This window comes from Streptomyces sp. NPDC056361 (assembly GCF_042262805.1).
Lineage (GTDB): Bacteria > Actinomycetota > Actinomycetes > Streptomycetales > Streptomycetaceae > Streptomyces.
In genome coordinates, this window is record NZ_JBHJQI010000003.1 from 39,384 (window position 1) to 61,311 (window position 21,928).

Annotated in this window: 16 protein-coding genes; 9 read left to right on the forward strand and 7 right to left on the reverse strand. The window is 71.5% G+C overall.

Translation table 11 applies throughout. The annotated features are described in order from the left end of the window. Window positions 1-144 precede the first annotated feature (144 nt). From ACFCY7_RS01630 to ACFCY7_RS01645, 4 genes are all read left to right on the forward strand, one after another. Window positions 145-1,785 (forward strand): ABC transporter substrate-binding protein, encoded by a 1,641-nt coding sequence (locus ACFCY7_RS01630; protein ID WP_376480501.1) that lies wholly within the window; start codon window positions 145-147, stop codon window positions 1,783-1,785. Continuing rightward, window positions 1,782-2,735 (forward strand): ABC transporter permease, encoded by a 954-nt coding sequence (locus ACFCY7_RS01635; protein WP_376480439.1) that lies wholly within the window; start codon window positions 1,782-1,784, stop codon window positions 2,733-2,735. Before ACFCY7_RS01630 ends, ACFCY7_RS01635 begins: the two co-directional genes overlap by 4 nt. Window positions 2,736-2,776: 41 nt before the next feature. Further along, on the forward strand, window positions 2,777-3,562 hold the full coding sequence (locus ACFCY7_RS01640) for an ABC transporter permease subunit (RefSeq protein ID WP_376480440.1): 786 nt from the start codon (window positions 2,777-2,779) through the stop codon (window positions 3,560-3,562). 77 nt (window positions 3,563-3,639) lie between these two features. Beyond that, on the forward strand, window positions 3,640-5,202 hold the full coding sequence (locus ACFCY7_RS01645) for an ABC transporter ATP-binding protein (RefSeq protein WP_376480502.1): 1,563 nt from the start codon (window positions 3,640-3,642) through the stop codon (window positions 5,200-5,202). A gap of 10 nt (window positions 5,203-5,212) precedes the next feature. On the opposite strand, the gene ACFCY7_RS01650 is transcribed toward ACFCY7_RS01645, so the two are convergent. Then, a complete protein-coding gene (locus tag ACFCY7_RS01650) occupies window positions 5,213-6,193 on the reverse strand; it encodes a RimK family alpha-L-glutamate ligase (RefSeq protein ID WP_376480441.1) in 981 nt (326 codons plus the stop codon). Next, on the reverse strand, window positions 6,190-7,518 hold the full coding sequence (locus tag ACFCY7_RS01655; RefSeq protein WP_376480442.1) for an MFS transporter: 1,329 nt from the start codon (window positions 7,516-7,518) through the stop codon (window positions 6,190-6,192). Before ACFCY7_RS01655 ends, ACFCY7_RS01650 begins: the two co-directional genes overlap by 4 nt. Window positions 7,519-8,510: 992 nt before the next feature. Here ACFCY7_RS01655 and ACFCY7_RS01660 point away from each other — a divergent pair. Together ACFCY7_RS01660 and ACFCY7_RS01665 are read left to right on the forward strand one after the other, a co-directional pair. Then, a complete protein-coding gene (locus tag ACFCY7_RS01660) occupies window positions 8,511-9,389 on the forward strand; it encodes a BTAD domain-containing putative transcriptional regulator (RefSeq protein ID WP_376480443.1) in 879 nt (292 codons plus the stop codon). Then, a complete protein-coding gene (locus ACFCY7_RS01665) occupies window positions 9,386-10,678 on the forward strand; it encodes an MFS transporter (RefSeq protein WP_376480444.1) in 1,293 nt (430 codons plus the stop codon). Before ACFCY7_RS01660 ends, ACFCY7_RS01665 begins: the two co-directional genes overlap by 4 nt. A 69-nt stretch (window positions 10,679-10,747) precedes the next feature. Here the strand turns inward: ACFCY7_RS01665 and cs1 are convergent, their stop codons facing one another. Genes cs1 through ACFCY7_RS01690 form a run of 5 tightly spaced genes read right to left on the reverse strand, consistent with a single transcriptional unit; the run spans window position 10,748 to window position 17,210 of the window. Beyond that, window positions 10,748-11,725: a clavaminate synthase Cs1 gene (gene cs1 / locus ACFCY7_RS01670; RefSeq protein WP_376480445.1), complete on the reverse strand. Its 978-nt coding sequence runs from the start codon at window positions 11,723-11,725 to the stop codon at window positions 10,748-10,750. A 2-nt stretch (window positions 11,726-11,727) separates the two neighbouring features. Continuing rightward, window positions 11,728-12,630, reverse strand: coding sequence for an agmatinase (gene speB / locus ACFCY7_RS01675; protein ID WP_376480503.1), 903 nt, complete (start codon window positions 12,628-12,630; stop codon window positions 11,728-11,730). 53 nt (window positions 12,631-12,683) lie between these two features. Next, window positions 12,684-13,967, reverse strand: coding sequence for an ATP-grasp domain-containing protein (locus ACFCY7_RS01680; protein ID WP_376480446.1), 1,284 nt, complete (start codon window positions 13,965-13,967; stop codon window positions 12,684-12,686). Then, window positions 13,964-15,487, reverse strand: a complete 1,524-nt coding sequence (locus tag ACFCY7_RS01685; RefSeq protein ID WP_376480447.1) for an asparagine synthase-related protein — start codon at window positions 15,485-15,487, stop codon at window positions 13,964-13,966. The genes ACFCY7_RS01680 and ACFCY7_RS01685 overlap by 4 nt, the downstream gene beginning before the upstream one ends. Window position 15,488: 1 nt before the next feature. Continuing rightward, window positions 15,489-17,210, reverse strand: coding sequence for a thiamine pyrophosphate-binding protein (locus tag ACFCY7_RS01690; RefSeq protein WP_376480448.1), 1,722 nt, complete (start codon window positions 17,208-17,210; stop codon window positions 15,489-15,491). 144 nt (window positions 17,211-17,354) lie between these two features. On the opposite strand from ACFCY7_RS01690, the gene ACFCY7_RS01695 reads away from it, so the two are divergent. From ACFCY7_RS01695 to ACFCY7_RS01705, 3 genes are all read left to right on the forward strand, one after another. Then, entirely contained in the window at window positions 17,355-18,437 is a 1,083-nt protein-coding gene (locus ACFCY7_RS01695; protein ID WP_376480449.1) for a GNAT family N-acetyltransferase, read from the forward strand. Beyond that, a complete protein-coding gene (locus ACFCY7_RS01700; RefSeq protein ID WP_376480450.1) occupies window positions 18,437-20,065 on the forward strand; it encodes an ABC transporter substrate-binding protein in 1,629 nt (542 codons plus the stop codon). The genes ACFCY7_RS01695 and ACFCY7_RS01700 overlap by 1 nt, the downstream gene beginning before the upstream one ends. Before the next feature lie 97 nt (window positions 20,066-20,162). Then, a complete protein-coding gene (locus ACFCY7_RS01705) occupies window positions 20,163-21,815 on the forward strand; it encodes an ABC transporter substrate-binding protein (RefSeq protein ID WP_376480451.1) in 1,653 nt (550 codons plus the stop codon). Window positions 21,816-21,928: the final 113 nt, after the last annotated feature.

The window sequence follows — 21,928 nt, forward strand, 5'->3', positions numbered from 1 at the left end:
TGGCGCGAGGGCGACCGGCCCTCCGGGGCGACCGACGGCGACCGGATGCACCTCGTCGCCCGCCTCGCCGCGCCCTTCCACCCCCGAGCCCCCGTACGGCACGTCCCCGAGTCCTGCAGCCACCCACCCCAAGGAACGATCTCCATGAACGGCACCCCCGTGCACCCCACCCCGGTCGACGACACCTCCGCCCACGACGCCCGCTTCCCCGGTCTGCGCCGCCGGGGCTTCCTCGCCGTCACCGGAGGCGCCGCCGGTCTCGGCGCCCTCGCCCTGACGGGCTGCAGCGGTTCCGGAACCGCCGGCGGCACCGACCGAGCCGCAGGCGGCGCCGACGCCGACGGCAAGCCCCGGCGCGGCGGGCGCCTCCGCACCGCCTTCGCCGGCGGCGGCGCGAGCGAGACGCTCGACCCGCACCTCGCCAACCTCTTCGTGGACGCGGCCCGCGCCAAGGCCCTCTTCGACAAGCTCGCCGACCACGGCCCCGACCTCTCCGCCCGGCCGCGCCTCGCCGCACGGTGGGAGCCCAACGCCGGCCTCGACCGCTGGAAGGTCACGCTGCGCGAGGCCTCCTTCCACGACGGGAAGCCGGTCACCGCCGCCGACGTCCTGTACAGCTACCGGCGCATCACCGACCCGAAGAAGGCGTTCCGCGCCAAGGCCTCCCTGGAACCCGTCGACCTGGAGGCCAGCCGCGCGCGGGACGACCGGACCGTCGAGTTCGTGCTCAAGCGCCCGACCGCCGAATTCCCCAACGTGCTCGCCGCGTTCGGCGCGTACATCGTCCCCGAGGGGGAGCAGGACTTCGACCGGAACCCCGTCGGCAGCGGCCCCTTCCGCTTCGCCTCCTTCGCGCCCGGCAAGTCCGCCGTCTTCACGCGCAACGACGACTACTGGGACGGCGCCCCCTACCTGGACGAGGTGGAGTTCCTCGTCGCCAACGAGGAGTCCGCCCGCGTCAACGCCCTCCTCGGCGGCCAGATCGACTACGCCCACGAGCTCCACCCCACCACCGGCCGCGCCCACGAGGGCCGAGGCCAGGTCGAGATCATCCGGCTCCGCAACAGCACCATGCAGGCGTTCGCGATGAAGACCGACCGCCCGCCGTTCGACGACAAGCGGGTGCGCGAGGCGTTCTTCCTGATCGCCGACCGCGAGGAACTGGTCGCCGGCGCCCTGTCCGGCGCCGGCGAGATCGGCAACGACCTGTTCGGCAAGGGCTACGAGCACTACGCCGCGAGCCTGCCCCAGCGGGAACAGGACCTCGACCGGGCCAAGGCCCTGCTCAAGGAGGCCGGCGCCGAAGGCCTCCGGGTCACCCTCGACACCTCGCCCGTCGCCGCCGGGTTCACCGAAGCCGCCGCCGTCTTCCGCGACCAGGCCGCGAAGGCCGGCGTCACCGTCACCCTCAGGACGGGCAGCAAGGACAGCTACTGGAAGGACGTCCTCGACTCCGGCACCCTCTGCTCCTACCGCTCCGGCGCCATGCCCATCGAGGCCCACATCTCCCAGCGCCTCCTCACCGGGTCCACCACCAACGCCACCAAGTGGCACCACAAGGACTTCGACGCCCTCCACCGCCAGGCCCAGTCCACCAGGGACAAGACCGCCCGCACCGCCGTCTACCAGCGCATGCAGCGCCGCCTGCACGCCGAGGGCGGCTTCCTGGTCTGGGGCTTCGCCGACTGGATCCTCGGCACGGCCCGCAACGTCCGCGGCGTCGAGACCAAGGCGCCGGCCAACTCCCTCGACTGGGCACGCTTCGACAAGGTGTGGCTCGCGTGACCGCACCGCGCCCCTGGATCGCCCGGCGACTGCTGCTCGGCGCGGCACAGACGGCGGCCGTCGTCCTGCTCGTCTTCGCCCTCACCGAAGCCCTGCCGGGCGACGCCGCCGTCGCCCTCGCCGGCGACCAGCCCGACCCGGAGCGCATCGCCGCCCTCCGCGAGGCGATGGACCTGGACCGGCCCGCACTCGCGCGCCTCGCGGACTGGGCGGCCGGGCTGGCCCACGGCGACCTCGGCACCTCCCTGACCTCCGGCCGACCCGTCGGCACCTACCTCACCGACGGCTTCGGCCCCACCTTGCTGCTCGCCGCCCTCACCCTCGCGCTCCTCGTCCCGCTCGGCGTCGGCCTCGGCGTCCTCGCCGCCCGCCACGAAGGCCGGCTCGTGGACCGGATGATCGGCTCGGTCACGCTCGGCACGTACGCCGTGCCCGAGTTCGCCCTCGGCATGCTCCTCGTCACCGTCCTCGCCCTACGCCTCGGCTGGGTCCCGCCGACCGCCGTCGGCTACGGCACCGACCTCCTCGCCCACCCCACCGCCCTGACCATCCCCGTACTCGTCCTCCTCTCCCGCCCGGTCTGCTCCCTGTCCCGCCTGGTGCGCGCCGGCATGATCGACGCCCTGGCCTCGCCGTACGCGACACACGCCCGCCGCTACGGCATCCCGGGCACCCGGATCCGCTACGGTCACGCCCTTCCCAACGCCCTCGCCCCCGCCGCCCAGCAACTGGCCCGGACCATCGACTGGCTGCTGTGCGGCGTCATCGTCGTCGAGACGCTCTACGTGATCCCCGGCCTCGGCACCGTCCTGATGCACGCCGTCGCCGAACGCGACGTCCCCGTCGTCCAAGGCCTCGCCGTCGTCTTCGGCGTCACCACCGTCGTCCTCAACCTCGGCGCCGACCTGCTCGCCCACCGCTTCGCCCCGCGGTCGGAGGTGGCCGCGTGAGGCCCCGCACCCCGACGCGCCTTCCGAGCAGGGGCCGCCGCGTGAGGTCCCGCTTCGCGCTCGGCGCCGCCCTCGTCGGCGTTCCCCTCACCCTGGCCCTCCTCGGCCCCCTGCTCGCCGGCGCCCCCGGGCCGCGCGCCGCCTCGTTCACGCCCGGCGGCGGGCACTGGCTCGGGACCGACTTCGTCGGCCGCGACGTCTGGCACCAAGTGCTGCTGGGAGGACGGTCGGTGGTGCTCGTGGCGCTGGCCGCGACGGCCCTCGCCTACCTGATCGCCTTCCCCGTCGGCGTCGTCAGCGCCCTCACCCGCCGCACCTGGCTCGAAGAACTGCTGATGCGACCGCTGGACGTCCTGCTCGCCGTACCGTCCCTCCTGCTGATCCTTCTGGTCGCCGCCGCCTTCACCCCGGGCGCCGCTGCCCTCGCCCTCCTGGTGGCCCTCGTCAACATCCCCGACGCCGCCCGCATCGTCCGGGCCGCGGCCGCCGACGCCGCGTCCCGACCCGCGGTGGAAGCGCTACGGATGCAGGGGGAGACCTGGTGGCGCACGGCCGTCGGCTACGTCGGCCGGTCCCTCGCCCGTACCCTCGCCGCCGACGCGGGCGTACGCCTCACCGGCGTCCTCTACCTCGTCGCCACCGCGGCGTTCCTCGGCATCGGCGTCGAGCCGGACGCCGCCGACTGGGCGGTGATGGTCGACCGCAACCGCACCGGACTGCTCGTCCAGCCCTGGGCCGTGGTCGTACCCGCGCTGCTCGTCGTCGCCCTGACGACGGGCGCCAACCTCCTCGTGGACACCGGACTGGAGAAGAGGAAACCGACGTGAACACGGTCAGCGGCGGCAACGCCGCCAACGTCGCCGAGACCGCCCGCGCCGCCGTCGCCGGGAGCCCTGTAAAGCCCGTGGGCGCGGTGGCCGAGATCAGCCGTCTGCGCGTGGAGATCGACGGACGGGCGATCGTCGACGGGATCGACCTCCGCGTGCTCCCCGGAACGATCACCGCGCTCGTGGGCGCGTCCGGCAGCGGCAAGACGACCACGGGCCTCGCCCTCCTCGGCGCGTACCCCGACGGCGCTCGCGTGTCCGGCCACGTACGCGTCCCCGACGGCCCGGTCGGCTACATCCCGCAGCACCCGGCGGCCGTCCTCAACCCCGCCCGCCGGATCGGCGCCCTGCTCGGGGACATCGCCCGCACGCAGGTGGGACACCTGCCGCGGCGAGGCCGCAGGGCCGCCGTCCGCGAGCGCGTCATCGGAGCCCTGGCACAGGCCCGTCTTCCCGACGCGGAGACGATCCTTCGGCGCTACCCCCACCAGCTGTCGGGCGGCCAGCAGCAACGCGTCGTCCTCGCGCAGGCACTGCTGCTCGGCACCAAGGTGCTCGTCGCCGACGAACCGACCACAGGGCAGGACCCGTTGACGAAACGCGGCATCGTCGACCGACTCGCCGCCGTGGCCCGTGACGGCATCGCCGTCGTCCTGCTCAGCCACGACCTGGACGTCGTCCGGGCACTCGCCGACGAGGTCCTCGTCCTGCGGAACGGCCGGGTGGTGGAGTCCGGCGCACCCGAACGCCTCCGGCTCGCGCCACGGCACCCCTGGACCGCCGAGCTCCTGGCATCCGCATCAGGCGGCACCCCCATCGGACCGGCGACCACCGGAGACACGGTCCTCACGACCGGCCCCCTCACCGCCCGCCACGGAAGGACGGCCGTCCTCCGCCTGCCCGGCCTCACCCTCCGCGCCGGCGAATGCCTGGCCGTCGTCGGCCGCTCGGGCAGCGGCAAGACCACCCTGGCCCGCAGCCTCGCCGGTCTGCACCGCCACCACGACGCGGACCTCCTCCTCGACGGCCTTCCCCTCCCGCGCAGCCTGCGCGACCGCACACGCCGGCAGCTCGCGGCCGTCCAGTACGTCTTCCAGGACGCCGCAGCGGCATTCGACGAGCACCGCCCGGTCCTCCACCAGGTGGCCCGTACGGCGGTCCGGCTCCGCGGCACGGCCGAAGCCGCCGCCCTGAACGAAGCACTCACCACCCTCGCCGCCCTCGGACTGACCGAAGCCGTCGCCCGCCGCCGACCCGGCGCGCTCTCCGGCGGCGAACTCCAGCGCGCCGCGCTCGCCCGCGCCCTGCTGGCCCGCCCCCGCGTCCTGATCTGCGACGAGATCACCTCCGGCCTCGACACGGTCACCCGCCAGGGCCTCCTCGACACCCTCGCCGGACTCATGGCCGACCGACGCGACCTGTCCCTGGTGCTCGTCACCCACGACATGAGCACCGCCACGACGGCCTCCCGCATCGCCGTACTGGAGGCCGGTCACCTCGTCGAGGAGGGACCGGCGCCGCGGCTCCTCACGGCGCCGCGGCACCCGCTCACCGCGCGGCTGACGGAAGGCCTCGCGGGAGCACCGGCGCGCGTGCCCGAGGGCCGCGTTCCGGACGTGGTGCGTCCTGACGGGTGCTGATCGGGGGTGATCAGCGGGTGCGCGGCGCCCCCTCGTCCAGGCGACGGCGGAGGTACTGGACGAGGGCGTCCGCGACGCGCTGACGATCCAGGTCGGGCAGGTCCTCGTAGGCGGCCGAGACGGTCATCCACTCGTTGAAGACATGGCCGGTGTCGGTGACCAGCCAGTCCACACACAGGTAGTCCGATTCCAGACTCCGAGCCAGCCGCTCACTGAGCTCGACCACTTCGGCCGGCGGCTCGTAGCCGGAACCGCTGCCGCCCTGGCTCACGTTGGCCAGGTACGCCTCTCCGGTCGGCTCGCGCAGCAGGGCGGCGATGACCTTGCCCTCGTGTACGTAGACCCGGACGTCGCCGTTGTTGGGGACATGGGGCTGGATCAGGCAGCCCAGCCCGCCGGGCGTCAGCAGGTCTATCGCCGAGGAGAGGTGCTGGGCCGTGTCGGCCTTGAGCACTCCGAAGCCCATGGCCATGGAGCGCGGTTTCACGACGTACGGTCCGGCCGGGAGCTCGGTGTCCACGGCCTCCAGGGCGCGGCGGGCGTAGCGCCCGAAGGGAACCGAGACGGTCGGCAGCACGGGGGCGCCCAGGGCGGCCGCGTGGTGGTACATCGCCAGCTTGTCGAGGCCGAAGACCTCGGGATCCAGGGTTCCGTCCGTGAGGAGGACGCAGTCGGAGGCCCGGATGGTCCGCGTGACGGCCTCCAGGTGCCGGGTGACGGCCGGATCCCAGGACCAGGAGGTGACGAGGAATCCCGCGTACTCCGCGAGCAGGTCCTCCTTCCGCCACAGGAGGCGGGGGCGGCCGTTCCAGGCGGGGACGATGTCGCAGGAGTGGGCGATGCGCACGTCGAAGCCCGCTGCGCGCAGCATGTCGACGCGTTCCGATCCCTCGCGCTGCAGACGCTCCTGCACGCGCGGGTCGTAGTTGTCAGGGGTGGTGATCCACACCAGCTTCGGTGCCGCGGAGGGGTCGGTGTAGGTGTCGTTCACAGCGCTTCCTTGGTGACGGACGATTCGGACGAGGGCTGCGCGAGCACACGCATGCCGCGCAGTGGGGAACAGAGGAGCCAGAGTGAGGCGAGGGCCGTCCCGGCAGCTCCCACCCAGACCGCGGACCGGGCGCCGTGGAACTCGGCGAAGACGCCGCCCAGGAGCATGCCCAGCGGCCGCGCACCCCAGGCGAAGAAGCGGACCGTCGCGTTCACGCGGCCGAGGAGGTGCCCGGGCACGGTGCGCTGGCGGTAGCTCACCTGCGCGACGTTGTAGATGACCAGTCCCGCCGCGAAGGCGAACTGCGCGCAGACCACGAACGCGAGCCGTGCCCCGGGCCCTGTCAGCCCCGCCAGCAGGGTGCACGGAGCGGCCAGGGTCACGCTCACGACGACGGCCCGTCCGTCACCGAAGCGTTCGACGATGCGTCCGACGACCGCGGTCGCGCACAGGCCGCCCGCACCTCCCGCGGTGAACAGCAGCCCGATGGTGACGGCGGACACTCCCAGATCCCGTGCCAGCAGCACCAGGAGCATGCCGTAGCCCATGCTCCAGCAGAAGGTCACGGTCGTGGAGCAGGCCACCAGCCGGCGGAGCACCGGGTGGCCCCACAGGTACCGGATGCCCTGCAGGATCGAGCGGCCGAGGCGGTCGCGCGGGGTCCGGTCGACCGCCTCGGGCTGCCGGTCCTTGATGCGGGCCACGCAGAACGCCGAACCCACATAGGCGATCGCCGAGACCATCACCGCCAGCGGCGCCGTGACGGCCTGCACGATCAGACCGGCGATGCCGGGCCCCGCCACCGCGGCCGTCTGGTCCACCGCGACGAGGCGCGCGTTGGCTGTCACCAGCCCCTCGGTGCCGACGAGATGGGGAAGGTAGCTCTGGTCGGCCACGTCGAAGAAGACGGTGGCGATGCCGACCACGAACGCGACACCGCACAGGTGGGCCACGGTGAGCGCGTCCAGCGCCCACAGGACGGGAACCGCGGCGAGTGCCGCGGCTCGGGCGAGGTCGGCCACGATCATGATCGGACGCTTGCGCATCCGGTCGACCCAGACGCCGACGGGCAGTCCGATCAACAGGAAGGCGACCGTCTGCGAGGCGGCAACCATGCTCACCTGAAAGGGCGTTGCGCGGAGAACGGTCGCCGCGAGCAGGGGCATCGCGAGGTTCAGCACCGCGAATCCGCCCTGGCTGAGCGATTGCGCGATCAACAACTGGTGAAGGCCTGGGAACGGCCTCGGAGGTCCGGTCGTCCGGGTCACGCCGCTGCGGAACTTGCTGAGCTGCATGGCACCGCCGTGAAGTCGTCTGGGCATCATGCGCCGCGGAGGGGGAGGCGCCAGGACGTGCAGAAGCTATGCGGTTTACGCGTGCCCCGCAACGGCCCCCGCGAGCCGGGCACCGCGGTGTTCCGGGCATTGGTGCAGGTCATCGCGGTGGAGCGAGTGACGCGCGGTGTCGGGGCGCCGGTGAAGGGAGAGCCGGTCGAGAGTTCGGCAAGAGAGCTTCTCCGCGGGTGCTCCCGGTGTCTTCAGGGGTTTCCGGAAGCCGAGGCGAAGCGGGCGGGTGCCGTCGACCGAGGCGTCACATGCGCGGGGCTCAACTCCCTTGCGGAATAGGGGAGTCCGGACACCGTTCCCTCCGGCTTCCCGCGGGTCGCGACGTCGATTGGCCGAAAAGGCGCTGGGCTTCACACCGCCCGCCCGCGAGGTGCGGAATCCGTGGCGGCAGGTGCTCGCGGGTGCGGGGGCCGCCGTCAAGTCGATCACCGACCCGTCGGCGGGTGCGCGGGGCGGGTCGGGTGGCGCCTCGACGACGCGGCCCGGCCGGTTCGACCCCGTCGGCGCACAAACGGAGCGGGGACCTCACCGCCCCCTCGACCGTTCTCGGGAGCGAACTCCGGCTCCGCTCGGCGCACTCCGCTCCGCGGCTTCGCCCGTGGGACGCGGGCGAGAGGTGCACCGGATGCTCTTCGGGCGGAGCGGCGCGGGTCGTTGCGCGAGCACGCCGGCAACGTCGGGTGCTTCACCCGAGCAAGGCGACGGTCCGGCCGGGTGCGCGGGAGGAGCGGCGTTCTGCGGCTCCGGGGTGTCGACCGGCGCAGGGCTTCTCTTGCACCGTGCGTCCGCTCTCGTGTGAACGCTGTCCGACATCCGGTATCTCGTGATCGGGTCTGATCACCTCTGGACGAATTCAGCCAATCAATCCGCTGGTACAGGGCTCCATTGACACACCCCCTGCACCTTCCGTCTACTTCTCACGCACAGTTCGACCAGTAGTCGACGCGCGTCACCACGTGAAGGGTCCCAGGATGTTCACAGATGACACAGATGACACCGATGGTAGATATCGACCCGTTCGTATAGGCGTGTTGGGGCCGCTCGAGGTCAAGGTCGGTTCGGATCTCGTGACCGTGCCGGGCCACCGGCAGCGGGGGATCCTGGCCGCGCTGGCGCTTCAACCGGGGCGCATCGTGGCCGCCGATCACTTGGTCAAAGCGGTCTGGTACGACAAGCCGCCCCGCACCGTCATGGGCCAGGTGCAGACCGGTATCTGGATGCTCCGGACGACCCTCATCGAAGCAGGAGCGCCGGCGGAGGCGGTGCAGTCGTGCGCCACCGGATACCGGCTGAACGGCGAGTTGTGCTCGGTCGACGTGACGAGCTACCGCGCGAAGCTCTCGGAGGCCCGCGCCATGCAGCGCCGGGGCCAGCTCGACGAGGCGGTGCGGCTCGTCCGATCGGCGCAGGCGTTGTGGCGCGGCCCTGCCCTCGTGGACCTCACCCATCAGGGCTTACGCAGTTGGTCCACTCGCCTTGAGGAAGAGCACGTCGTCGCGCTCAAATACCGGGCTTCCCTCGAACTCCAGCTCGGGCGCCACGAGGAGGTCATCCCCGAGCTGTTCGAACTGGTGGACAACTATCCCCTACGGGAAGGCCTCCACGCCGATCTCATGCTCGCCCTCTACCGGTCGGGTCGCCAGGCGGACGCCTTGGAGGTCTTCCATGGCGTGCGACAGACCCTTGCCGAGGAACTCGGCATCGACCCGGGCCCTGAGCTTCGTACTCTGGCCCAGGCCATTCTTGTTCAGGACAGCAGGCTAACACCCAACTTGGCGGGAAGTCAGCTGCCTTTGCACACAGCGCTGTCCGCGCCCTCGTCGGCGCTTTCCGGGGGGGATCTCCTGTGAGCACCGGGCGCAGGACCGACGACGGCGCACGGGTGCCCCCCTCGGACACCGGGGCGGCGAAGCGCGCCCGGACGATCCCCAGGGGCGAAGGGGTCGGCTGGTTCGGCACGGCCGCCTTGGTCAACGCGGTGGGCACCGGCTTCTTCTACCCGTACCAGCTGCTGTTCTTCATCGCGGTCACGGACCTCTCGCTCACCACCGTGGGCGCCGGTCTCACGGTCGCCACCCTGATCGCCTTGCCCGCCGTCTTCATGGTGGGGCGGCTGGTGGACCGCTGGGGACCCAGGACCGTGCTGATCATGGCCGCGCTGGTGCGAGCGAGCGTCTTCGTGGGATACCTCTTCGTCCACCACATCGTGGCCTTCGTCGCCCTCGCGGTCGTCGCGGCGGTGGCTCAGCGCGCCGAGCAGATCTCCATGCCGGTGCTGGCCGCGGGGCTCGCCCCGGAGGAGGAGATCGGCCGCTGGCTGGCCCTGACCCGGGTCTCGTTCAACCTGGGCATGGGCTTGGGAGGCCTGCTGGCGGGCCTCGTGTTCGTGGGAGCCGGCGACGACTCGGGATTCGTCGCGATGGGGCTGCTCAACGCCGCCAGCTTCGCCTTGGCGGCGCTGCTGTACCTACCGCTCGCCGCCGTGCGCCCGGCAAGCGCTCGGAAGACCGCCGGTAGCGGACGCCCCTGGCGCGACGGGGCGTTCCTGCGGGTGGCGTTGGCGAACTTCGCCCTCATCACGGTCATCGTCGCCACCGAGGTGGGGCTTCCGGTCTACCTGATCGACGAGTTGCACGCGCCCACCTGGACGGTGGGGCTGGTCTTCGCCGTGAACACCGTACTGATGGTGCTGTTCCAGCTCCCCATCACCGGGCGCGTCGAAGGCCGGGAGCCGCTACGGGTCATCGCACTGGGCGGAGCGCTGCACGGCGCCCTGCTGGTGGTGCTGGGACTCGCCGGAGCCCTTTCCTTCGCGGTGCTGCTTCCCCTGCTGATCCTGGGCGTGACGATCTACACCCTGGGGGAGATCCTGGCCACCCAGGCGCTCTCGGTACTGCTCGTGAAACTCGCTCCGGAACGGGAGCTCGGGGTCTACCAGGCCTTCAACCAGGTGCTCGTCGGTCTGTCACTGGCCATCGCGCCGCTGCTGGTGGCCTTCCTCCTCACGCACGCCCCCGCCGGCCTGTGGTGGTCGCTCACGGCCCTGACGGTGGCCCTGTCCCTCGGAATGCTGAGCCTGCACCGGACGTCGCCGGCCGCCGCGGCCGGCGGTGTGCCGTCCGGGGCGAGCGGCTCCTGAAGAACGCGACCGGCCGTCGCGTCCGACGCGGCTTCGGCCTGCCTCGGACGCGACGGCCTCGCGGTGGTCCTACCGGCGCGGGGTGAAGGTGATGACGTCGCCGGCGCGCTCGCCGCCCGTAGGGAGCTGGCCGTGGGAGTTGGTGCGGATGTACACCCGGTGCAGCCACCGGTCCTTGCCGTCCCAGCGGGGCGAGAAGGGCGTACGCGCGTGCGTGGTGCGGAAGTTGTCGATGATCAGGAGGTCTCCCGGGGTGAGGAAGACTCCCTCGGTGACGTCGTCGAGCGCCTGGGAGAGCTTCGCCACGGCTTCGGCGTCCGGGCCCTCGTGGGGCTTGAGCAGCTCGCGGTCGTAGCCCAGGAGCGGGTCGTCCTTGGGGCCGTACAGCGGCTTCACCTTGGCGATGGCCCCGGGGTCGGGGACCCCGCCGCGGAACGCCACGTCGACCTCGCACGGCTGCTTCTCCTCGTACAGCCGGTCGATCGTCTCCTCGTCCAGGAGCCGGACGGCCTTGCGTATCGAGCCCACGAGCGTCTGCGCCTTGCGCTCGTGGTCGGCCCTGGAGCACGCCAGGAGCACGTAGTTGGGCTGCAGCGTGTGGTAGGCCATCTCGGTGTGGAACTCCAAGAGGGTCTCGCTGGTCTCCGACGACAGGTGGTGCGCGCCCGGCGAGGGGTACACGTCGTGGTAGACCGTTCCCGAGCGCAGTTCCGCGTACCCGGTGTGCAGACCGAGGCGGCGGCCGACGATCGCGAGGAACGCCTCCATGTTGAGGCGATCCCGTTCGACCGGCGCCGGCGTGCTCGTCGGGGTCGTGGGCAGCTCGTCGTCCGGCTCGACCGGAAGCCCGCGGATCAGCAGGTAGCCGTCCTCGTTGCCGACCTGGTTGAAGGCGTCGAGCGTGTCGCTGATCTCGTACGGCAGTTGCTGCGCGAGCTTGTGCGCCGCGTCGAGGAACCCGTACAGGTCCTGACGGGGAACGTCGGGGAGCTGCGACACGAGCGACAGCAGCAGTTCCCGGTGCTCGGTGGCGTCAAGAATGGCCATTCCTACCTCTCCTCTTCCCTCTTCTTCGTCTGATGCGCGCGGGCGTACTGGAAGAGCAGCTCCGCACCGACCTCGGTGGCCAGGAGGCTGGTGATCCCGGCGTGGTCGTACACGGGCGACACCTCCATCACGTCGAATCCGACCGGATTCAGCTCGCCGACCGTGCGCAGCAGGGCGAGCACCTCCCGACTGGTGGGGCCACCGGGGGCCGGAGTGCCCGTACCAGGGGCGAACGCGGGGTCGAAGACGTCGATGTCCACCGAGACGTACACCGGGCGGTCTCCCAGCCGCTCCTTGATCAGATCCGCCGTGGCCTTCACGCCCAGCTCGCCGAACTCGTCCGCGGTGACGATGCGCACCCCGTGACCGCGCGCGTAGTCGAGGCTGTCGGGCTTCGGGTTGTGCCCGCGGATGCCGAGCTGGATCATGGCGTCCGCCTGGACGAGCCCTTCCTCGATGCCGTGCCGGAACGGCGTCCCGTGGTGGAACTCCCCGCCGATCATGGCGGGGTTGGTGTCCGAGTGGGCGTCGAGGTGGAGAACGGCCACCGGGCCGTGCCGGCCGTGCACGGCACGCAGCGCGGACAGCGTGAGCGAGTGGTCGCCGCCGAGCATCAGGAAGGCGGCATTGTCCGCGAGCAGTGCGGACAGGTGCTCCTGCGCCGTCCTGATGGCGATGTGCTGGTTGAACGGCGTCAGGTCGATGTCGCCGCCGTCGACCACCTTGATCAGGTCGAAGACGCCGGGGCCGCGGTCGATGCCGACGCCGTGGATGAGTCCGGACTCGGTGCGGATCTGCTGGGGGCCGAACCGCGCGCCGGGACGGTAGCTGGTGCCGCCGTCGTAGGGGGCCCCGATGACCACGACGTCGGCGCCCCGGGGCGCCGGATCGTGCGGAAGCCGCATGAAGGTGGGTATCTGCGCGTACCGCGGCGAGACGCTCGAGTTGATCTGACCGCTCACGGTGCCGTCCTCCGGGTGTGGATGTGGATGCGTGCCGCCGCGCGCCGCGCCTTGTCCAGCGCTTCCTCGGCGGTGCCGCCGTGGGCGTAGACGAAGCCGACGGAGGCCGAGTTGTCCAGCCGCTCGGCGACCAGGTCGCCCGGTTCGTGGTGCAGGCGCACCACCACCCCGAGCCGTTCCGCCTCGTCCAGGCCGTCGATGTGGGTGAACTCGCCGCTCTCGTCCGGGAACAGCACCACCACGGCGGCACCTCCCGCCACCCCCTGACCGGGCTTGCCGTCCGGTGTGTGCTCCACGCCGAGAGCGAGCAGCTTCGCGTCCAGATGGGGATTGGTGCCGCAGACGTCGGTGACCATCGTGGAGATCATGTGGGCCGGCAGCCGCGGGTTCACCTCGACGACGCGGGGACCGTCCTCGGTGATCATCACCTCGGTGTGGGCCGGGCCCTGCCGGTACGAGATCGCCCGCAGGGTTCGATCCACGCAGGACCGGATCCCGTCCCAGACCCCGGCTTCGAGTGCGAGCGGGAAGGAGTGGGCCTCCTCCAGCATGGTGTGCTTGTGGAGGTACTTGGAGGTGGCGCCGAAGAAGTGGGTGACTCCGTCCACGGTCATCGACTCGACGCTGACCTCGGTGCCCTGGACGAACTCCTCGAGGAGCACGTACCCGGGACGCGGCTGCCCCCTGAGGGACTGCCGGATGACCGACAGCTCTCGCCACGCCTCGACCGCCTCCGTGTGGGTCGCGCACTTGCGGACGCCGTAGGAGATGGCCTCGGACGGGGGTTTCGCGATCAGGGGCAGCCCGACGTGGGCGATCGCCTCCTCCAGTTCTTCGGCGCAGGTCACCAGGCGCCACCGCACGTTGGCCGGGTCCCCGTCCAACGCGGCCCGCAGCAGGTGCTTGTGGTTGGCCGCGCGCACCGCGGCCAACCCCTGGGAGGGCAGGCCGAGGGCCTCGGCCGCCCGTGCGGTCACCTCCGTGTGGTAGTCGGAGAACGACAGAACCCCGTCCACCAGAGGTTTTCCGTCATCGTCGGTGAGGGCGTCGACCACGGCGCGCCAGTCGTGCGTGTCGACGTGCAGGACGCGGTCCACGCGGCCGAGCGGGTGCTCGGACAGCGGTCGCCCGCCGCCCGTGTACCACTCCTCGCCCTGCACCAGCAGCCACACCTCGCAGCCGAAGTCCCGCGCGCGGTGGATGCCGGAGTAGAACGCGTCGTGCAGCATCGACTCGACGACGGCGAGCCGTCTGCCCTGGAAGAGCTCGTATGTGGTCACCGTCTGCCCTCGGCCAGGATCTTCCCGATGATCTCCTCGACCGCGATGTCGTCCGGGTGCACGCGGCCGACCACGGTCAGGTCGAACAGCTGCTGGACGACCCGCGCCTTGACGGCCGGGACGTCCTCCTCCGCCCCGCCGGCCTGACGGACCAGCAGGGAGAAGGAGGTGGTCGTCCCGGAGCCCTCGTGCACACCGAGTTTGGGGCGGTTGACGGTCTCGGCGGGCAGCAGGTCGGACATCGCGGCGCGCAGCACCCACTTGTCCCGCCCGTACCTGCGTTTCAGACCGGCCTCCAGCACCGTCAGCAGCTCCAGCACCTCGCGGTCCCAGTAGGGATGGGTGGACCAGTGGCCGGCCACCGTCGACAGCACCGGGCTCATCTCGTTCAGCCCGTCGAAGGTGTCCATGTCGAAGACCACCGCGGTGTCCAGATTCGGCAGCCGGTCCTCCCGGTGCATGCCGCCCAGCGGGATGTCGGCCCCGTACCCGGTGAGGATCCTCCGCGGCGGACCGTCGATGCGGCGGTACAGCGCGGTCAGCGGCAGCAGGTACTCGATGACCTCGGGGTCGAACGACTCCGCCGCGTGAACGGTGTGGGGGAGCAGGGCCAGCAGATCCCCGGAACCGACGGTGAGCTCCCGGTGCCGCGACTCCAGGTGCTCCGCCACCACCCGGGCCTGAGGGAACTCGTTCGAGACGTCCGTGCCCATCGACAGGGTGTCGATCCCCGCCGTGGCCGCGCCGGCGGACAGCGCGGCCACCGCAGAGGAGTCGATTCCGCCGGACAGGACCACGAGCGGCCTGCCGCCGGCGGGAAGGCGCCGGATCACGGCCTTCTCCAACGCTGCGCGAACGTTGTTGAGGGCCTCGCTCTCCGTCACCAGGCGGCGGTGCACCGGAGGAGTCCAGGTGCGGTGCACCGTCACCTCGCCGGTGTCCACGCGGATGTCGAGCACCGCCCCGGCGGGAACCTGGTGGACTCCCGGCAGCTTCCGGATGCGGCGCGTCCCCGGGACCGGCGCGCCGCGGATCGCCCCACCGGCCTCCGCCAGCACCTTCACCTCGGTGGCGGCCAGCACGTGCCCCGGTTCGGGGCGTACGTACAGCGGCACCGATCCCGCGTGGTCCGTGGCGGCCAGTACGCGTTTGCCCGCCAGGAGCAGCGCGGCGTACCGGCCGTTGATCAACCGGAACGCGTGGGGCCCGTACTTCTCGAACAGGCCGATGACCGCTTCGGCGTCCGAGGCGTGTCCGCGTGAGCCGAGGGCGTCGTCGATCTCGTCACGGTTGTAGATCTCCCCGGCGAACAAGACCAGGGTGTCCCCGTCCGTGGCGTGCGCACCGCCCGAACCCTCGTGGGGACGGACCAGAACGGCGTCCACGGTCAGCGCGTGCAACCGCTCGGACAGCGGGGTGTGGTGGCCCCGCGTGGTGAACTCTGCCGCGGGGATCCTGCCTCCGCCGGTGCGGGCGGAGGCGAGGAAGCCGAAGGCGGCGGGAAGGTCGGTCTGGGCCATGTCAGATCTTCAGTGCTCCGAAGCCGCCGGCGGTGAACTCGTAGTTCACCGGCACCTCGATCAGGTACGGGCGGCCCAGCTCGACGCCCTTGCGCAGCGCGGCGAGCAGCTCCTCGCGCGTGGTCGCCCGGGCACCCTCGACGCCGTTGGCCGCGGCCAGCTGCACGAAGTCCACCCCGGTGAACTTGATCGCCGGGTCGTGGCTGCGGTGGTGACCGATGTTCTGGTACAGCTCGATCAGACCGTTGGTGTCGTTGTTCACGACGACCGTGATGATCGGCAGGTTGAGCCGCGCGATGGTCTCCAGGTCGGCGCTGTTGGAGTGGAAACCGCCGTCGCCGGCGATCAGGAAGGTGGGCTGGCCGGGGCGGGCCATCTGGGCGCCGATGGCGGCGGGGATGCCGTAGCCGAAGCTGGAGCAGCCGGCCGAGGTGAGGAAGCCGTACGGCTGGTCGGCGCGGGCGAACAGCACACCGTAGTGACGGAAGAAGCCGATGTCCGAGACGATCGTGCCCTCGCCGTCCTCGGCGGTCTCGCCCATGACGGAGTTCATGCAGTCGATGACCTGGTGGACGCGCATGCCGTCGTCGTACGACTCGGGGTCGGACAGCAGCTCGGCGATCCGCTCCCGCACGGCCGAGATCTCGTGGCGCTCCTTCGCCGCCACGTCCGCGGTGCCGGCGTCCAGGTGGTTGACGAAGGCGAGCACGTCCGTGACGACGTCCACCGTCGGGCGGTAGATCCGCGGCACCGGGTTGGCGGTCGGGGAGACGCGGACGGTCTTCTTCTCGCCGCCACGCTCCCACATCGAGGGGCGCAGGTCCTCGGCGTAGTCGTAGCCCAGGGTGAGGATGACGTCGGCCGGGCCGAACAGCGACTCCAGGGCCGGGAACGACAGGATCCCGTCCATGTAGCCGGTGACGGCGCCGTAGTTCAGCTCGTGCTTGTGCGGCAGGACGCCCTTGGCGATGTACGTCGTGATCACGGGGATGTTCAGGCGCTCGGCGAGCGCGCGGATCGCGGGGACCGCTCCGGCGCGGATCGCGGCGGCACCGACGACGAACACCGGGTTGGCGGCCTCGCGGACGAGGGCGACGGCCTGGTCCGCGCGCAGCTCCCAGCCGGGCTGGATCGCCGTGATCGGCTTCTCGGGGGTGAGCGCCGGACCGTGGTCCTTGTCGAGGTCGATGCCCTCGGAGGAACCCAGCAGGTCCACCGGGAGGCTGATGAAGGACGGGCCGACCGGCTCCGTCATCGCGGCCGAGACGGCCGAGTCGACGAGGTCGGTGATCTCGTGCGGGCGCTCCAGCTCGACGGCGTACTTCGAGATCGGCTCGGCGATCTTGACCAGGTCGAGGCACTGGTGCGTGTCGTTCGGGAAGATGTCGTGCGACTCGGACTGCGCCGCCATCGCGATGACCGGGGAGCGGTCGAGGGCGCTGGTCGCCATGCCGGTCGCCAGGTTGGTCATGCCGGGGCCGAGCGTGGCCCAGCACGCCTGCGGGCGGCCGGTGATCCGGGCCAGCACGTCGGCGGCGACCCCCGCGGTGAACTCGTGGCGGGTCAGGACGAACTCGATGCCGTCCTGCTCGTCGAACAGGATCGAGGCGGCTTCTCGGCCGACGACGCCGAAGACCTTCTCGACTCCGTGCTCGCGCAGGCGCTTGAGCAGAGCGTGCGCGGTGGTCGGCTGCTCACTGGGGCCGGTGGATACACGGGACATGAAACGGGTCTCCTGTTCATGGGGTGACGTTGAATCAGGCCAAACCCTCCGGCGGTGTGCTCTCGTCTTGCTCTCAAGTGGCTATCAAGGACCAGGGACCCGATGAAGAGTGGACTGAGACCGTCCCCGCCGAGGATCTGCCGCGTGACCAGTGGAGTTGTGATCAACCGATGGCGGACGCCCGAGGACGCGAGCGATGCCGGCTGGGGTGCGCTCGTCGGTGGTGAGGACTTCTTCCTCAGCCCCGACTGGATGCGCGTCCTGCAGGATTCCGCCGGGGCGTGGATGGCCTATCTCACCGCGCAGGCCGACCACGGCGTGCGCGCCGCCCTGCCGATGGTCCTGGCCACGCGTGAATCCCCGTGGTCGTTGGGCCGTACCGACCTGCTGGTACGGCACTGCGCCGAGGAGCAGATGGACGGCGCCGCGGAGGTCCTCGCCGGACTCGGCGACATGGACCGCCTGATGCCGTCGATGATGTGCGGCGGCCGGCACCTGGGCCGGACCCGCCTGATGCTGCACCCCGACGCCGGCACGGACACGGCGCACCGGATCCTCGAGGAGGCCGAGCGCGTCGCCGCCGACGAAGGATGCCGGTCGATCTGCCTCCCGTACGTGGACGCGTCCGACCGCGTCCAGCGCGACGTGCTCCACGACCGCGGCTACATCTCCCACGTGTCCGGGCAGTTCGCCTCCCTCACCCTGCCCGGCGAGGGATTCATGGACTACGCCATGGCACTCCCCTCCCGGCGCTCGCGCCGGGTCCGCTCCGAGCGGCGCCACATCGAGGCCTCGGACGTGAAGATCACCCTTGCCCCCCTGGACCCCGCCGACATCCCGCGGCTCGCCCTCCTGGAAACCCGGCTGTTCGCCAAGTACGGCATGTCGAGCTGGGACCCGAAGCGCTCCGAGGCCGTCCTGGAAGCCGCCGCGGAACGCCTCGGCGACCGCGCACTCGTCTCCAGAGCCGTGCTGAACGGAGACGTCGTGGGCTTCGGCCTGGTCCTCTCCCACGGCGACACCTGGTTCGCCCACCGCGCCGGCTTCGACTACGAGGCGGTCGGCAAGCTCCCGCTGTACTACGAGCTGCTCTACTACACGCTCGCCGACCACGCCCCGCGACACGGCGTCAGGACCGTCCACTACGGCATCGGTTCCACCGACGCGAAGGTGTCCCGCGGGTGCTCCCTGTCCGCGCAGTACCTGTACGTGAAGGAGATCGGCTGATGTCCGGCTGGAACGGCGCCGTCAAGGGCGTGGCGAATCCCGGTGGCAAGCCCGGGGGCCGGCTGGCCATGGTGGCCTCGGCCGACGTCGACTCGCTCGACCCGGCCCGCACCTACTACGTGTGGTCGTGGCTGCTGCAGCGGACCATGCACCGCACCCTCATGGCCTTCGGAACCGACCCGGTCACCCCCACGGTGGTGCCGGACCTGGCGAGCGGTCCCGGCGAGGTGTCGGACTCCGGCCTGACCTGGACCTACCGGATACGCGACGGCGTCAGGTTCGAGACCGGTGAGGCGATCCGCGCCCGGGACATCGCCTACGCGGTGGAACGGATCTTCGCGCAGGACGCGCTCCCCGGCGGCCCCACGTACCTCCTCGACCTCCTCGACCACGGCGACTACCGGGGTCCCTACGGCGGGCAGCGCTGCCGGGCCGTCGAGTGCCCGGACGACGAAACCCTCCGCTTCCGCCTCAAGCGGCCGTTCGCCGACTTCGACTTCGTGATGGCGCAACCCAACACGGCACCCGTCCCGGCGCACCACGACACCCGCGAGGACTACGAGAAGGCGCCGGTGTGCTCCGGGCCGTACCGCATCGAGCGCTACAGCCCCGGACACTCCCTCCACCTCGTCCGCAACCCGATGTGGGACCGCGCGACCGATCCCCTCCGCCCCGCCCTGCCGGACGACATGACCGTCACCTTCGGAGTGGACGTCAACGACCTGGACAGGGACCTCATCGCGGGCAAGTTCCACATCGACGTCGAGGGCCGCGGCATCCAGCACTCCGCACGCGACGTGATCCTCGCGGACCCCGTTCTGCGGTCCCGGGCCGACAACCCCGCCACCGGATTCCTCCAGTACATCACCGTGCAGACGTGCGTGCCCCCGTTCGACGACGTCCACGCGCGACGCGCCGTGTTCTACGCCGCGAACAAGGCCGCTCTCCTCGAGGCGCGCGGCGGTGACGGAGTGGGCGGGTCGCTCGCCACCAGCCTGATCCCTCCCACCCTGCCCTCCCACACCGGTCATGACCGGTACCCCAGCGGCACGGACCTCACCGGCGACCTGAAGGCCGCGCGCGCCGAACTGGAGGCCGCGGGGCTCCCCGACGGCTTCGAGACCCGGATCGCCACCCAGCCGGGCAAGTTCGAACTCGTCGCCCGGACCCTCGCGGAATCCGTCGCCCGGGTGGGCATCCGAGCGCACGTCGAAGTCCTCGACACCGCCTCGTACTACCGCTCCGGCCTGGGCCACCCCGACACCGTGCGCACCCTCGGTCTCGGCCTCGGCGTCACCGACTGGGGAGCCGACTACCCCACCGAGTACGGCTTCCTGGCCCCCCTGATAGACGGGCGGCAGATCAAGCGCGGCGGCGGCAACTTCAACTTCGCCGAGCTCGACGACCCACTCGTCCGCCGGCTCGTCGACGAGGCCCAGGCCCTCGCCGACCCCGTCGCCCGGCACCGGCTCTGGCAGCGGGTCGAGGAGACGGTCATGGAACGGGCCGTCATCCTTCCGATCGCCCACGACCGCACACTGCACTACCGGCACCCCGACGTCACCGATGTGTACGTGCACCCCGCGTTCGGGCTGTACGACGTCCAGGCCATGGGGCTCGCCCAGTGAGGTTCCCCCTCACCACCGGCGAGCGGGCGCGTGTGCCACGTCGCCGGACGCACGAGCCTTCCCCACCATCCGCACGACGAGAGGCGCTGAAAACCCCGTGGCACTGAACGCGCAGGCACGAGGCATCGTGAACCCGTCGGACCACCGGGGCGGGACGCTCAGGTACGTCCGCACCGATGACTTCGACTCGCTCGACCCCGCCGACACGTACTACGCGTACACCTGGAACTTCATCCGGCTCATCGGGCGTCCCCTCGTCGGCTACAGGACCGACGAGGCGGGCAGCCCGCAGCTCGTACCGGACCTGGCGGAGGCGCTCGGCCAGGCGACCGAGGACTCCCGCACCTGGACCTACCGACTGCGCGAGGGCGTCAGGTTCGAGGACGGCACGCCCGTCACGTCCGAGGACGTGAAGTACGCGGTGCTGCGGGCCGCCTACCCCGAAGCGGTCTACGGCACGCCGGTCACGCGCGGGGGGCCGGCGTACTTCCGCCAGTACCTCACCGGTCCGGAGGGCATCGAGACCCCGGACGAGCGCACCCTCGTCTTCCGGTTGCGCGAGCCCTTCGCCGCCTTCGACTACCTCGCCGCGCTGCCCACCACCATCGCCGTGCCGCGCGAGCGCGACACCTTCCCCGAGTACCACCGCCAGCCGGTGTCCTCGGGCCCGTACCGCATCGACACGTACACGCCGGGCGCCCGGCTCACGCTCGACCGCAACCCGCACTGGCAGGCCGACACCGACCCCGTACGGACGGCCCTGCCGGACCGGATCACGGTCCGGCTCGGTGTGAGCGGTCCGGAGGTCGACCGCATCCTGCTCGACGGGGAGGCGGACATCGACCTCGCCGGCGTCGGGGTGCAGCCCGAGACCCAGGAGCTGCTGCTGGCCGATCCGGAGCTGCGACAGCGGGTGGACAACCCGCGGACGGGCTTCGTGTGGCTCTACTGCCTCAACCGGAACGTCGGCCCGCTGACCAGCGTGCACGCCCGGCGCGCCGTGCAGTACGCCACCGACAAGACGGCGATGCTCGCCGCCTACGGGGGCGACCCGGCGGGCGAGATCGCCACCACCCTGCTGCCCGCGTCCGTGGTGGGGTACGACCCCTTCGACCGCTATCCGGTCGGCCCCGAGGGCACGGGGGACCTGGAGGCGGCCCGCCGCGAGCTGGCGCGTGCCGGCCTCCCGGACGGCTTCACCACGAAGATCGCCGCCCGGGAGGACCGCACCAAGGAGTGGAACGCCGCGCTCGCCCTGTCACGCGGACTGGCGCGCGTCGGCATCCAGGCCGAGGTGGTGCCGTTCACCTCCGGCGACTACTTCACCAAGGCGGTCGGCGTTCCCGAGTACGTGCGGCAGCACGAGATCGGGATCGTGATGTTCGGCTGGGCGGCCGACTTCCCCGACGGCTACGGCTTCCTCCAGCAGATCGCCGACTCGCGGGCGATCAAGGAGACGGGGAACCAGAACCTCGGAGAGCTGGCCTCCCCCCAGATCGACGCGCTCCTCGACACCGGCGCCGCGACGCGCGACGACAAGGAGCGCGCCCGGATCTGGGCCGCCGTGGACCGTGCCGCCATGGACGAGGCCGTCATGTGCCCCTACATGTACGTCAAGTCGGTCGTGTTCAGGGGACCGCGGGCCGCGAACATCACGATGTCCCCGGCATACGGCATGTACGACTACGCCGTCCTGTCGGTCCTGGACGAGACCTCGCAGGCGGGAGGCGAGGACCCGAGCGCTTCGTGAGGCCGCGCGCGTCCCCCCCCCCCCCCCCCCGGGGGGGGGCCGGGGGGGCCCCCCCCCCCCCCCGCCCCCCGGCCGGCCCCCGGGAGCCCGCCCCCGCGCCCCGGGGGGGCCCC

Bases quoted from the DNA above. Each gene is read 5' to 3' on its own strand.
- ACFCY7_RS01690 (WP_376480448.1), bottom strand. From the start codon at position 17,210: ATGTCCCGTGTATCCACCGGCCCCAGTGAGCAGCCGACCACCGCGCAC.
- ACFCY7_RS01700 (WP_376480450.1), top strand. From the start codon at position 18,437: ATGTCCGGCTGGAACGGCGCCGTCAAGGGCGTGGCGAATCCCGGTGGC.
- ACFCY7_RS01685 (WP_376480447.1), bottom strand. From the start codon at position 15,487: ATGGCCCAGACCGACCTTCCCGCCGCCTTCGGCTTCCTCGCCTCCGCC.
- cs1 (WP_376480445.1), bottom strand. From the start codon at position 11,725: ATGGCCATTCTTGACGCCACCGAGCACCGGGAACTGCTGCTGTCGCTC.
- ACFCY7_RS01655 (WP_376480442.1), bottom strand. From the start codon at position 7,518: ATGATGCCCAGACGACTTCACGGCGGTGCCATGCAGCTCAGCAAGTTC.
- speB (WP_376480503.1), bottom strand. From the start codon at position 12,630: ATGCGGCTTCCGCACGATCCGGCGCCCCGGGGCGCCGACGTCGTGGTC.
- ACFCY7_RS01660 (WP_376480443.1), top strand. From the start codon at position 8,511: ATGTTCACAGATGACACAGATGACACCGATGGTAGATATCGACCCGTT.
- ACFCY7_RS01630 (WP_376480501.1), top strand. From the start codon at position 145: ATGAACGGCACCCCCGTGCACCCCACCCCGGTCGACGACACCTCCGCC.